This is a genomic window from Sphingomonas sp. SAFR-052, from assembly GCF_051965015.1.
Lineage (GTDB): Bacteria > Pseudomonadota > Alphaproteobacteria > Sphingomonadales > Sphingomonadaceae > Sphingomonas.
The window spans coordinates 1-13,580 of the sequence record NZ_JBQCMO010000022.1; the positions used below are offsets into that span (position 1 = coordinate 1).

Sequence of the window (13,580 nt, forward strand, 5' to 3'; positions counted from 1 at the left end):
TACACCAGCCCGGCGCAGTTCGAACAAACCGCGCCACGCTGAGCAAATGCCTCTCCATTTGAGCGGGGCAAGTCCACGCACGCTCGGCGAGGCCCTGAGAGAGGCTAGGGTTCTCGTTGCCGAGAAGTCCTCGACCGCCCTCGCGTTCCTGGCCCACGGAGACGTGACGGCGAGGATTCGCCGAATCCCGCCGACGGCCTAGTTCACGGGCTGTTCGCGACCAGGATTCCTGTGGGCACCTGGGCGAGTGCCTCGGCATGGATGTCGGTCGGTGTTTCGGGCGTGCGAACCGACACGATTAGGCTAAAGCGGATGCGCCTGTTCTCTGGGGACAGATCCGGGCGGTCGGCCCACCATCCCCGGTTCGGCACAACCGAGACGCCTCCCCGATCGGCAAGCTCGTAGGCGCGACCCCGCCAGATGTCGTGGTGAAGGGTTCCGCGGCTGCGGAAGCGCGATCCCAATGTCCAGCCTGCGTCATCCGCGGTGACGCCGTCGCTGGAAAAGGCCCGGTTAACCCTCGCGAGCGCCTGCCGCTCGGTCTCGTCATGCCGCCGGAAATCGAAGCGCAGCCGATGGGAAGGGTAAAGCTCCGGGCGTGCGCGGCTGGCGCTGTGCGGGTCGGGTTCGACGAAATAGGATAGTGTGCACCGAAGCTCGACCGGGGCCGAGCCGAGGGCGGCGAGGGCGGCACGTGGCCAAGGAAGGCGGAAGTGCTTCATCTCGCGCAGAGTAACGCTCTTTCCCTGCTCGTGCTTGTAGGGCCGCAGCTCGTCCTCGACGACGAGCGTTAGGGCATTGCCGGCGGACCAGAACAACCGCTCCTCGTTCGGCAGGCCCCAACCGAAGCAATCGAGCACGTGGAGCCAGGCCTGCTCGTCGCGCAAGCCCTCCGCCACCTTTGCAGCATGCCTCGCCAGCATGGCGTCCGTCCAGCTTGCCGAATGCACCATGAGGCCGCGAATGGTCTCGGCGCGCATGGACGGATAGCGCGCAAGCAGTCTGGCTGCGAGGCCGGCCGCGGCTGCGGTGGCTGCGCTGGTCTCGCCCGTCGTTGTGATCGGCCGCGCGGCGACGTCGCGCGATGTCGTTTCGACCATGTCGGGACCATGGAATCGCGACGTCTGACCTCCGGGGTCGAGGACGTGGTTGCCGCCCTCCATGACTATGTCAGGCTTGTTCCGGCGGAACTCCCACGCGAGCGCGGTGCGGGAGGTAGGAGAGAGGTCGCCCTCGGCCGCCAGTGCGCCGCGTCCGGAGCACTTGTGCGTGATCGCGCCAACGCTCAGCGCGTTCAGTGCTTGGGCGGGCGATTGAATGCCATGGTCCTCGTTGAGGGTCGCGTAGTCCGCGGCAAGGTAGGGTCGGCGCCCATCAGTGCTCACGTTTCCCACCGCCGCGCAAAAGAGCCGGGTGTCCCGCGCGTTGCCGAACGCCAGCTTGTCCAGAGTAGAGGACGTGCTGCTCGGTCGCCCGTCAGTCGCCTCCCCCGGCGCGGTGGCAGCAAGGCAGAAGACGCGGCCCGCCTTCTCCGCGTCCTCGACGATGCTGACCGCGCGCTCGATGGCGTTGCGAGCCGGCAGGGCTGCGTTTCCCGGCGGTGCCGTGACCACGACTGACTCAAGCGCCGCTTCCAGTCGAACCTCGACTGCGCCTCCAGCCACGTCAGCCAAGTCGCCGAATAGCGCGACCCCGGCCATCTTCGTCCCGTGGCCGTCGAAGTCGAGCCGATCCCACCCGTCAATCGCCGCGTGGCACCGCGATAGCGGCAGCGAACGTCGCAGGAGTGGGTTCGCCCGGTTCACGCCCGTGTCCAGCAGCGTGACGCGCGGCGCTTCCGCCGCCGCCGGGCGGATCCGTCGCGCGAGCGTTTCGGCGTCCGCTAGGCGTCCGGCCGGCGGCAAGTCGCGATGGTCGGCCGAAAACGACGACGCCCCCCGCAGTTCAACGACAGCCGCACTGCGGTCGATCAGACGCCGCAGCTGCTGGCGCGTCGCCCGGACGCTCCAGATCGAAACGTCGACAAACCTCGAGGGCGCGCCCTCCGTCGAAAGCTTGAGCTGCTTCAACGCTTCGCGGAACGGGCCTTCGTAGCCCTCCCTGACCCAAACCTCCCAAATCGCGGCGCCGTCGGCGGAGGGGAAGCTCGATAAGTCGTCTGTCCAGAAATCTTCTAGCCGGGCCGGCCGGAAGGTTTCTGCACCTTCGAAGAGCCAGAAGCTGTCGGGCCGCTTGGCCGTTCGGCCCCCGCGGTCGTCTTCGCCATCGTAGGCCTCGTACTTGTCGAGCCTGACAAGCAGCTTCTCTAGATTGCGCTCGGTGACGAACACGGTCGCCACATCACGCACAAGGTTCCGGCCTTCGCCTCGCACAGCCCGTCGGGCATTGAGCACCTGCATGGTGCCGCGGCCTTCGGCGCGGCCGGTTCCGATGTCGAGCTCCTGACCCGGACGCCCTTCGATCCTCATCGAACCCCCGGCCGCGTCTTTGTCGACCCCGTGGCGGGTCTGCTCGTCGGCGCTGGTAGACAGAGCCTCCGCCACCCGGCCGAGGTCTCCACGCAGGCGCCGAGCGTGCTGGCGCCGGTTCGCTACTGGCTCGGGACGAGGAGTGCTTCCGCCACCAAGCGGCTTGAACTCCTTAGACGCAATTCCAAGACCACGCAGGTGAATGTGGGGCTTGCGCGTCGCACTGCCCTCTCGGCGACCTGATTGCCCTTCGCCTGCCATGGTCAGTCTGCGTGCAGCGCCGATCGGTCGTGCATGGCACCCAAGAGCCGGCCGGTGTCGACGGCGTTGTCGCCTTCGAGTACCGCGTCCCTTGCGGCATCGCCTGCCGCCGCGACGAGATCGGCTTGGCTCAGTCCGTCCGCCGCTACGAGCACCGTGTCCCAATTCACATTCTGGAGTTCGAACAAGGCAAGTCGCGCCTCGACGATTGCGCGCGCCTGCTCGGGGGTCGGGCGCGAGTACGGCAGGGCTGCGTCGAACCGACGGAAGATGGCCTGGTCGAGGAGCGCTCGGTGATTCGTGGCGGCGACGACCACGCTGGCGGTTTCGTCCTCGTCAAGGAATTGGAGGAGCGAGTTCAGCACTCGTCGCGCCTCGCCGACGTCGTTCTCGGAGCCACGGCGGGTGGCGAGGGCATCGACCTCGTCGAAGAGGTAGACGCCTCGGGCCGTACGCATCGAATCGAATACAAGCCGCAGCTTGGCCGCCGACTCTCCCATGAATTTGTTGATCACGCCGTCAAGCATGATAGTGAAAAGCGGCAGGCCGAGTTCGCCGGCGAGCGCGGCCGCCGTCATCGTCTTACCGGTCCCAGGCGGCCCCGCGAGCAGCAGCTTGCGGCTGGGCGACAGCCCCTTTTCCGCGAGTGCGTCGCGGTGGGCGTGCTCACGGACAATGCGACGTAGCCGCCGCTCGAGATCGGTGGCGAGGACCAAGTCTGAAAGCCGCACTTCAGGGTAGGAGGCGCGCATGAGTCCGGCGAGCTCGCCTCGCGGCGACGCTATTGGGACAGGACGGGACGTGGGCTGAGCGTCCGCTTCAGCACGTAGGCTATCGACGAGCGTGCGGATGTCACCTGCCATGCGGCCGTGTCCGGCCTTTTCCGCGTCGGTGGCGATGTGTTCGGCGATGGCGAAAAATCGCTCATCGTCGCCGGCCGCATGGCTGCGGATCATCCCGATGAGCTGTTTGCTGTTCGCCATGCAAATCTTCCTATGCCTCCCTTCGGGGAAGGTCGAGGGCCTTGATGCCCAGCGTGGGTGCGGTCGCAAAAAGGCCGTAGGCCGGCTTCGCAGTGAACTCGCGGTAATTGGCCCGGGTTTTGGTCAGCTGCTTAGAAGTTGACGTTCAGCGCGGAGAGGACGACTCACCCCTCGCAAGTCTGGCGTAGCTTAGCCTTTTCGCCAGTCGTACTCGACCGATGGCGCACCGTTCTCGATTGTCGCCGTCACCTTGGTAAGATCGCCCGGTGCTAGCACGACACATACACGACGATACCCACGCCTGTCGCAGGAGTCGCCGCGAACATCAACACCGTCATCTGCAGGTTTGGCCGCCTTCCGTCACGTAGCTGATCGAATCTGACCAAGGCTGCAGCACCTCCGAGGGGATTGCGAACGTCACTGGGAGCGACACGCCTCCGCTGTCGAGGCCGCTGGTCACCATGCCGAGGACCTTGCCCGTCGAAGGTTCGGCGACCACGCCGCCGCTGATACCACCGAGGCTGACAGAGCTGATCTGCAGCAGCCTGCTCTCGCCCTGCTGGATAGCTGGGATGATCGCGCTGATAATGCCCTCGAAGAACGATGGCTGCACAAGGCCGCGGTTGGTCGTCGATGCGAAGAACAGGTCCCTGCCGAGCGGGAACCCGCCAATGACGACCCGGTCCCCGACCCCGAGCCGGGTGGAGTCGCCCCACATCACCTTCGGCACGAGGTATGGGGCTGCCTCTGAGTGGATCGCCGGCGATATGAGCATTCCGACGTCGATGAGCGGGTTTCCGGCATCCGTCCGGGGATCGATGAAGTTGAACTGCATCGCCACAGGATAGGGTCGCTGCGCTTGGTGCTCGCCCAAGCGCGAATTCGCGTAGTAGAAGGCCTGCCGCTCCCGAACCCGCAGCGTCTCGCAGACATGCCAGCACGTCAGCAGCTTTCCCTCGCCGACCTGGAAGGCCGTGCCCTGGATGTCCATGATCCAATCCTCGTGGCCCGGATCCTGGATCGGCATGGACAGCGTCAGGTCGCCCGAGGGCAGCCCCTCCTTGTTCCCGACGGGCACTATTGACTGCGCAAGGCGCGCCAGCGGGGTTTGGCGGCCCCGGTATGCCCAAGGGATACGAGCGAACGCGTCCTTCGAATTGGTCGGCCTCTTTGACTTCGTCATCGCGCACCTGATGCTAAGTTCACGAATTGGTAGACGAAACCCGGGCGCGCCTGCAAACCGGAAGCGTGCGACTGGCGGAAACGCGGTGCCGGCTGGCGTTGACCTGCGGGCACATACGACCCCATTGTGCGCGAGGCAGGGGGAGACGGGTTCAGGATGCGTGCAGCAGTGGTGATCGGCGTAGACGCGGTGGGCGGGGGCCTTCCTCGTCTTCAGGCGGCCGCCAGCGGTGCGGAGGAGGTCGCCGACTGGCTGAGGCGGAGCGACTACCGAGTGTCCCTGTTCACCGACCGGGAGGCCCCGGTGGAGCGGAGCCAAGTGTTCCGTGCCGTCGCGGACCTGGTCGATGCCGGCACGGTGGAGCGGCTCGTCGTCTACTTCGCCGGCCACGGCTTCCTGAAAGGGCCGGTTGAGGAGTTCTGGCTGCTCAGCGGCGCCCCTGCGGACGCCGCCGAGGCGGTGAACGTGGTGGCTTCAGGCAACATGGCCCGCTACCGCGGCATCCCGGAGGTCGTCTTCATCAGCGACGCCTGTCGTGTCGCGCCGGTGAGTGGCGTCCACAGCGGTATCGCGGGCGCGTCGGTATTCCCGAACTTGCCGCCTAGCCCGAGGGCGGCAGAGATCGACTACTTCTACGCCACCCGTCCGGGCGATCCCGCGTTCGAGCGCTCGGGCACGGAGGCGCAGGCGGCCCACGGCCTCTTCACCCACGAGCTGCTACAGGCGCACATCGACGCGCCCCAGGAGGCGCTGCTTACTATCGGCAACAGGGACTATGTGCGCAGCGAGTGGTTGCGTGACGTGCTAGCCGACCGCGTCAACATGCGCGCCGAGGGCATCTCACTGCGGCTGACGCAATCACCCGACTTGCAGGTCCAGATTCGGCGAGGGTGCATCGCGCTGAACGAGGTATCGGGCGGAGACCTTGAAAGTCGGCACCAGGCATCTGGGGATCCGCCGGCTTCCGAAACGGAGAGTTCTTTCAGGTTGGAGTGGACCGAGCCCGATCCGATCAGGGAAGTTCCACGCGACCGCCGGAGGCGCCCGGCGGTGGTCGGCTCCACGCGGGGGACGAGTGGGCGTGCGGGGACGACGATCGGTCGGGTCCGGGGAAGTACGCCGCCGGGGCCCTGGATCGTCGGAGAGGCGGCAAAGGCCACCGAGCAGTTCCAGGAGCGTGTTCGCATAATCGCCTCGCCAAGACGGCAGCGCGGGCAGGTCCTCGGCGACGGATACGAACCGCGCCTAAAATGCGTGGGCGACCTCTTCGGGGAGATAGTCCCTTCGGCTGGACTGACCTTTCATCCGCAATCCGACGTCGATGACGATGTGATGACCTTTCAACTCGTGGGTCGGGCTTCGGAGGTGGCGGTGCGCTTCGCCGACGGGAGCGGCATGCTCCTGCCGGTGATACGCGAGTTTGCCTGTGAAGTGGTGCGTCATGAAGGACGTACGCTTGCCGTCAACTACAGTTGGCTGCCCTATTTTGAGAACGGCGTGAAGGAGTTGCGCGCGGAGGTTTTAGCAGCCGCGACGCTGGGGCTGCTCGACACGACGCGGGAGGCGGCAAGCGAGCTGGCGCGCCGGCTGCGCCGCCTAAAGCGCTTCGACCCGATGCTCGGCCTGGTATCCGCGCTCGCCTACGTTCTCGCGGGCGACCTCGGCGGAGCGGCGTCGGTTCGTGACCACATGCGGCGCGACCTCGGAATCGACTTGTTCGACGCTTGGATGCTCGGAGGTGCCGGGGGTAGTCCAGTGTCGATCCGGCCCGCGCTGCCGCTCCTGTCGCAGAGCTGGTCGCTGCTGGACATCTTCGGAGCTACGGTTCCGGAAGACTTGCGGAAGCTGGAGCGTGTCCCGGGGTTCTGGACGGTGTTCGAACGGTCTGCGATGAATGAGGTGGCGGGGCTGGTCCGCAACGGGTGAGGAGGAAGGGCGATGGCAAAGGCCCGGCTGGTTCTGGTCCACGGGCGCGCTCAACAGGGCAAGTCGGAGGGAGCTCTGATCGAAGAGTGGATGACGCCCCTGCGCGAGGCCTTGGGTGCGCGGGCGGCATGTCTCGACGACGTCGAGGTGCGGGCGCCCTTTTACGGAGACAGGCTCATGGAGCTGCTTGCGCAGTTGAATGACCCCGAACCGGGCGACATCATCGTGCGAGGTCCGGAGCTCTACAACGCCGACGCCGACTATCGCGCTTTTGTGGGCGACATCCTCGAGCAGGTCCGCACCCAGGAGGGGGTTAGCGAGGAGCAGGTCGTGGCGGAGGCGGGCGTCGCCGCTTTGGAACGGGGTCCACAGAACTGGCCGTGGGTGCTGGCTATCATCCGCGCTCTAGACAAGATCCCTGGCATCGATGGCGATATGATCGAGCGGATCCTGCGCGACGTCTGGATTTACCTCGAGCGTCGGACAGTACGAAAGGAGATTGACGCTATTGTGGCGCCCGCGTTCGACACCGGGCTCCCCGTGGTCTGCATCGCTCACTCGTTGGGAACTGTCGTCGCCTATCACATCCTGCGGGACCGCGCGCACGGCGCCGTCGCTCACCTTACGACGGTCGGCTCCCCACTGGGCTTGAAGATCTGCCGCAAGGCGCTGGCGCCGATCGCCCATCCGAAGGTGGTCGGAAGCTGGCACAACGCGCGGGATAGGCGCGACGTCGTGGCGCTCTACCCGCTGGACGCCAGTCACTTCCCGATCGACCCGGTGGTCGCGAACTACGACGGCGTCTGGAACAGGACGCCGAACGCGCACGGGATCGGGGGCTACGTCAACGACGCTAGGGTCCTCGACGTGCTCCACCGGGCTCTCGTCGCCCTCTAGGGCGCCTGTCCGTCACCCGAACGCCCGTACTCCACCAGCTAAGGCCGCCGGTCACCGGGTCCACGCCGTCGACGAGCCGGAAGATGCAGTAGCGCCGCCCTTCGTATCCCTTACACGGCTGTAGTCGCGCAGGGCCCAGGTTCCCCCATCCGGGATTGACCACTCGCGGTGGATCCGCTTCGGATCGTCGCTGGCAGCAACGGCGGCGGCGCAATCCTACGTTCGCAAGCAGCTTAGCGAACGCAACGTAAACAAAAATAAGTTGCCTGATCGCCGGTTTGACGTCTAGACGTCAGCGCAGGACGACTACCAATTGGGTGACTATATGACCAAGGCTCCCGGCGCCATACGCGATCCGATCATACAGCATCTATCCGCCCTACGCACCGACGCCAGCGTCGGCGAGCTTGAAGCTGCCGTACGCCGCCAAGTCGGCGAGGTTTCCTCGTCCTCGATCCGGTCGTACCTCAACCTCAACACCCCCGGCACCTTCGAACGAGTGAGCCGAGGCCGTTACAAACTGGCCGGAATCCATGATACGTTCCAGACGACAATCCCGCCCAGCTTCGAGGTCGGCGACGCTATCATGTGGAACGCCGATTGTTTTTCTTGGCTGCGGGCGGCCGCGGAGAATTCGGTTGAAGCGGTTCTGACCGACCCGCCATACGGTTTGGTCGAGTACACCCAGACGGAGAAGGACAAGTTGCGTGCTGGCAAGGGCGGCGTCTGGCGGATACCTCCGTCGATTGGCGGACACACCAGGTCGCCACTGCCCCGGTTCACCACGCTGACCGAAGCCGACCGACAGAACATGCGTACGTTCTTTCGAGAGTTCGCAACGCTGCTGGCCCGCGTGGTCGTCCCGGGTGGCAACGTCGTCGTCGCGGCCAACCCGCTGCTTGTTCACATCGTCGCCTCGGCCATGTCCGAAGGCGGCCTGGAGATGCGCGGCATGATCACACGGTTGGTCATGACCATGCGGGGCGGCGATCGACCGAAGAACGCTCACGTGGAGTTTTCGGACGTGAGCGTCATGCCGCGCTCTCAGCACGAGCCGTGGGTTGTTCTGCGCAAGCCGCTCGACGGCCGCGTCCAGGACAATCTTCGAAAATGGAAGACTGGAGGGTTTCGACGCATCTCGGACGACCAGCCCTTCGGCGACGTGATTAAGTCGCGTCCAACGCCCACTGCGGAGAAGAAACTCGCTCCGCATCCGTCCTTGAAGCCGCAGGCACTACTTCGCGATCTCGCCCGGGCGTGCCTCCCGCTCGGGGAAGGCAAAGTCCTCGATCCGTTCGCCGGGTCCGGTTCAACGCTCGCGGCCTGCAATGCGGTCGGTTATAACAGCATCGGCGTCGAGATGGATGCCGAGTACTTCGCGCTGGCGGAGCGATCGATCCCGGCGCTGGCGAAGGTTAAGGTCCCGCTATAGGTTGCCACCCCCTGAGCACGGCTTAAGAGTCGTACCCAAGGGGGATGCATGACGCCTGACGAGATCATCGACGACCTGAAGGCGAACTTCGCCCTCCGCCGGCCACGGACATACACAGGCGGTCTCCTGCCAGCCTTCTGCGACTTCCTGCTCGACATCGACAGCCCGTCGAAGGGCTGGACCTCGTATGCTGACATGATTGCAACCCACCCGCTGCTCACCGAAGGTACCAGCACGCTGACCATCACTTGGCCGGACGCCGCGACGGGCCAGAAGACAATCCGGCCGGCCTACAATGCCATCCATCATTTCTACATCTTTGAAAATAAGCGACTGGGATATCCCCGCTCGGAGCCGTACGCGACGGGCAAGTGGGCCGACTTCATTCCGTGGCTTGATTCACTGGTGACGTTCACGGCTGCCGAACTCGCGGAGGTGCGCGATCGTGCCAAGGCCTTCGTGCTTGAGACACTGCCGGAGACGAAGTTTGACCCGTCCACCGTCGTCGTCGATCCGCCGATTTTCCGCATCTTAATCGAGAAGTTCGGATGGACCGAGCGGCGCGGGCGCGAGCCCACCGGTGCAGCGTTCCAGGCGCTGGTCTTCGCGTACATCCGCGCAGACGCGCCTCACCTGCAGGTCGAAACGCGGAAGGTGCGGACGGGCGGTGCTCGGGTGAAAGGCATCGGCGACATTGACGCGTTCGAGGGCGAGCGACTGACGATCTCCGCGGAGGTCAAGGCCTTCCGCTTCGCGCAGGACGATCTGGAGCACACCGAGCACTTCATCACCGAATCGCTTCAGCGGGGTGCTCTAGGATTGATCGTGGCGATCGGCTTCGTAGACGGCGTAGCTAATATGGTTCGCGACAGAGGCGTCATCCCCGTTACGCCTGAAGACCTGCTGCGGACGGTCGCGCTCTGGGATCCGGTGAAACAGCGCGCGGCGCTCAACGCCTTCGAATGGGCAATCGTCCACAAGGAGCAGTCGCCGGACCTGATCGGCCGCTATCGCGACTTTCTCGAAGAGGTCGGCTACCGAAAGGCGTCTGTGAAGGAGGAACTCGCCGAGGAGATAATCGAAGGCGCCGTGGGCACCGAAGATGGCGTTGCTGCTGAGGACGACCAGTAGCGCGTGGATAGCGAGGAGCCCGACGCCGGTCTGGCGAGTGAGAGTGATTAATCATGGGAACCGCGTTGGAGCGGTGGAAACGGATTTCTAAGAGCCTGCTTCATGATTATCCGTTGTATTTTTATAGCTTTGCGATGCGGCGGGCGAAGAGCTGGATCGATGGAAGGAACAGCCATACGGTTGCCGAGACGATGGTTTGCTCGCAGTCCTTGGCAAGACGACGGTTTCGGTTGAGCCATACCAGCGTGCGCTCGACGACCTAACGCCGCGGGAGGACCATGAAGCCCTTGTCAGTATCGGACCGTTTGACGATTTCGATAGTCCATTTGCTGATCCGGCCCTGCGCCTGCCGGAACTTGTCGCCTGCATAGCCGCCGTCGGCGAACACTTGGCGCAGCCACGCTCGTTAAGGCAATGAGGCAGGCAGGATGCGATGTGCCAACAGCAGCCTGCAGGTTGGAACCGATGCTATCGAACGGGGATAATCGACTCAGTTCCATCGCGCAGAAACAGCTCGCATCTCTCGAAGAGCCATCTTAAAAAACAACAATTGTATGCGGGGGGGGGGGATGACGATTGCCTATCGAGACGCTTGACCCGAAAAACTCTATCCTCTTCCTTGGATCAGGATTTTCCGCGGGTGCATCGAATATTGCAGATGAAAAACTCCCGGCAGGTGAGTCGTTATTGAATCGCTTGGCGGAAGCGTTGGAGGAAGATCCCAACGAGCATGATCTCAAATCTATAGCCGATGCCTTCTCGCATCGCTTTGATATGAGCCTCTACGAAATCCTGTATAATACCTTCACCGTTTCATCCCTTTTAAGTTATCAAAGGGAAATTTTATCCCTTCCTTGGGCGCGAATTTACACCACGAACTACGACGATATGGTTAGCTCGGTAAAAGGTGGAACCTTTCCGATCTTCACGTTCGAGGATGTAAAGCCCCGGCCTTTACCACAATCGTTTGCTGTTTACCTTCACGGCTCAATACGAAAGGCGACCGAAGAAGATGCCGAAAAGCAGCTCATCCTCAATAGCCGGTCCTATGACATGATCACCCGCGATCATCCGACTTGGTTTTACGAGTTCCAGCGAGATCGCCGCACTTTCGACGCCTGCTATTTTATGGGTTTCAGCCTCGGCGATCATCACATAACCGGCTTAATGACTGCTGGTGAGACTTCCGCTCGCCGCACGTATTTCATTACGCGTAACCCGCCGAAGCAACAGCTCGTCGACCGAGTGCCTCCCTACGGAAAAATTGTGCCGATCGGCTTCGATGGATTTTCTAATATAGCCAAAACTTTACCGTCATCGCCCAAACCTGCGAATTTACAATCGCTCGAATCATTTAAGTTCTTGCAGCGAGGAATTGATGCAAAGCCGCTGGTAGATCCCACACCAGTAGAAATCATCAATCTTGTGACTTTTGGGAATTTCAATCCGAGCCGCTTCTTCAACACAACGCGAGATGACAGCTATGTCTCGCGTCGTGCTAAGAGTTTGGAAAGCGCACTCACCCTTCTCCAGACGAACAAAACGGTACTCATCCACTCTAGGTTAGGAAATGGAAAAACGATCTTTACATCCATCCTAGCGCGGGATGCTAGTGAGGAGGGTTACAAGTGCTATCTGTGGCGGCGAGCCGGGAGGCGTCTTGCCCAAGACCTTGAGGTCATCCGCGCCGAGCGCCGGGCACTTATCATTTTCGACGACTATGATGCCGCGGTGGACCATATCGAGCGCGTTTCGGCAGGCGTTCCAGACGCGAAGTTTGTCGTTACGGTTCGATCCGGGCAACAGGACGTGCGTCAGCATGAAGTGCTAAGCAAGTTACCGGAACCGATGAAGCGAGTAAACCTCGATCTTTTTGCTGATGATGATAAGAAACAATTGCGTAAAATACTTGATCATGCTGGGGCGCGGAGAGAAGGGTTTGACGACGCGATCAACAATGCTCGGGAGGTACGAGAAATTGTCACGCAGTTGTACGACCACGCACAGATCCGCGAAAAAATTCGGGGATCGATCGAAAAAGCCTCTTCTGCGCTCGTTCAAATCCTCGCGCTCGCGTCGCTCATCAAATGGGCCGGCGTGGAACTGGACGATAGTGATTTGCAAGAGCTTGCCGACTGCGACATCTACGCCGAATTGAAGAAATCCGGCGGCTTGGGAACCGATTTCCTGACCGAGGCTGACGATCGGGTCGAAATGCGTTCAGCATTGCTCTCGGAATATCTTCTCCAGAGGATTTTGCCACCGAAGCAGGTTCTCGACGCTTGTTACACGATCACCACCACATCGACGCGTCGCCGAAGTGATCGAGTGCATCGCGCACTCGCTGGCGTGCTGATGAAGGACGCTGCGCTCAAGCGCTTCTTAAAGTACCAAGCGGGCGTCGATCAACTGCTGGACAAACATTACACACGGCTATCGAAGGATAAGGCAGTCAACGATGAACCGCTCTTCTGGCTTCAGTACGCGATATTTATGAAGCGGACGGGAGAAATTTCGAAAGCTCGAATGTTCTTGAACACTGGGTACGATCGTGCTCGCAATATTTCGGGGTTCAAGACGTTCCAGTTAGACACTCAGGCATTGAGCATCTACCTGCTCGAAGCGATTGTGAGTACCTCGCCTACGGTCGAAGGGTTGGAGGAGCTTCTCGCATCCGTCGACTTGGTAACGGACATGATCGCAGATCAAAGCCATCGCCAATATGCGATCGATGTCATAGGCGAAATTCCGGCCTTTATTGAAGCTCGCCTTCCAGTGCTCGACAATGGCGAGAAAGTTACGCTCGTTTTTCACCTCAATCGTACTAGCGAGACACTTAAAGGATTGCCCGTTGAAGATAAGGCTTATTCAGGGTCCGAGTTAGTCAGGGTGAAGCTTGACGAAGCGATCGCTAAATTGGTTGAGGGGAAACCGTAGCAGCGCCCTTGTAGCCTCCGTTTGCCTCATCTTCGACGTTGAAAGCCCAAACTCTAGCGGTCCTTGCGGCTATGATGCGGGCAAGAAGATCATGGGCTGCAAGAGCCATATTGAGCTGGCCCCCGTTTTGACCGGACGGATTTGAGCCTAAGAAGGAGGCTTGGGGCTATCCCCTGAGCATAGGCTTATGTCCGTGTCCGAGATCATCACCGACGGCGGTCGTCGCCGTCACTGGAGCACGCCTGAGAAGCTGAGGATCGTCGAGGAAACGCTCGATGGTCGCGATGACGTGACCCCCGTTTCTTCATCCACCTGGACCTAGAGACCGGCCCTCGAAGGGACGGACGGAATGAAGCGGAAGC

At 62.2% G+C, this 13,580-nt stretch carries 8 protein-coding genes and 2 pseudogenes; 6 read left to right on the top strand and 4 right to left on the bottom strand.

Features of this window, described 5'->3' with window-relative positions:
- Positions 1–203 precede the first annotated feature (203 nt).
- The 3 genes from ACTHQV_RS18950 to ACTHQV_RS18960 all read right to left on the bottom strand — a co-directional run bounded on the left by ACTHQV_RS18950 (position 204) and on the right by ACTHQV_RS18960 (position 4,895).
- Positions 204–2,543, bottom strand: coding sequence for a S8 family peptidase (locus ACTHQV_RS18950; protein ID WP_440492280.1), 2,340 nt, complete (start codon positions 2,541–2,543; stop codon positions 204–206).
- 188 nt (positions 2,544–2,731) lie between these two features.
- Positions 2,732–3,712 carry an AAA family ATPase gene (locus ACTHQV_RS18955; protein WP_440492281.1) on the bottom strand — a complete coding sequence of 327 codons (981 nt, stop codon included), beginning with the start codon at positions 3,710–3,712 and terminating at the stop codon, positions 2,732–2,734.
- Between the two features lie 334 nt (positions 3,713–4,046).
- A complete protein-coding gene (locus ACTHQV_RS18960; RefSeq protein WP_440492282.1) occupies positions 4,047–4,895 on the bottom strand; it encodes a trypsin-like peptidase domain-containing protein in 849 nt (282 codons plus the stop codon).
- A gap of 156 nt (positions 4,896–5,051) precedes the next feature.
- Between ACTHQV_RS18960 and ACTHQV_RS18965 the strand changes: the two genes are divergently transcribed.
- The 4 genes from ACTHQV_RS18965 (at position 5,052) to ACTHQV_RS18980 (ending at position 10,281) form a co-directional block, all read left to right on the top strand.
- Positions 5,052–6,821, top strand: coding sequence for a caspase family protein (locus tag ACTHQV_RS18965; protein ID WP_440492283.1), 1,770 nt, complete (start codon positions 5,052–5,054; stop codon positions 6,819–6,821).
- 12 nt (positions 6,822–6,833) lie between these two features.
- A complete protein-coding gene (locus ACTHQV_RS18970; RefSeq protein WP_440492284.1) occupies positions 6,834–7,718 on the top strand; it encodes a hypothetical protein in 885 nt (294 codons plus the stop codon).
- A gap of 325 nt (positions 7,719–8,043) precedes the next feature.
- Positions 8,044–9,150: a DNA-methyltransferase gene (locus ACTHQV_RS18975; protein ID WP_440492285.1), complete on the top strand. Its 1,107-nt coding sequence runs from the start codon at positions 8,044–8,046 to the stop codon at positions 9,148–9,150.
- 48 nt (positions 9,151–9,198) lie between these two features.
- The gene (locus ACTHQV_RS18980; RefSeq protein ID WP_440492286.1) at positions 9,199–10,281 is read left to right on the top strand and encodes a restriction endonuclease, SacI family; all 1,083 of its coding nucleotides are present in this window, start codon (positions 9,199–9,201) and stop codon (positions 10,279–10,281) included.
- Positions 10,282–10,402: 121 nt separating this feature from the next.
- On the opposite strand, the pseudogene ACTHQV_RS18985 reads toward ACTHQV_RS18980, so the two are convergent.
- Positions 10,403–10,681 (bottom strand): annotated as a pseudogene (locus tag ACTHQV_RS18985) (transposase); the annotation flags it as partial.
- A gap of 176 nt (positions 10,682–10,857) precedes the next feature.
- Here ACTHQV_RS18985 and ACTHQV_RS18990 point away from each other — a divergent pair.
- Together ACTHQV_RS18990 and ACTHQV_RS18995 are read left to right on the top strand one after the other, a co-directional pair.
- Positions 10,858–13,218: an SIR2 family protein gene (locus ACTHQV_RS18990; protein ID WP_440492287.1), complete on the top strand. Its 2,361-nt coding sequence runs from the start codon at positions 10,858–10,860 to the stop codon at positions 13,216–13,218.
- A 160-nt stretch (positions 13,219–13,378) separates the two neighbouring features.
- Positions 13,379–13,522, top strand: a pseudogene (locus tag ACTHQV_RS18995) (IS3 family transposase); the annotation flags it as partial.
- Between the last annotated feature and the right edge of the window lie 58 nt (positions 13,523–13,580).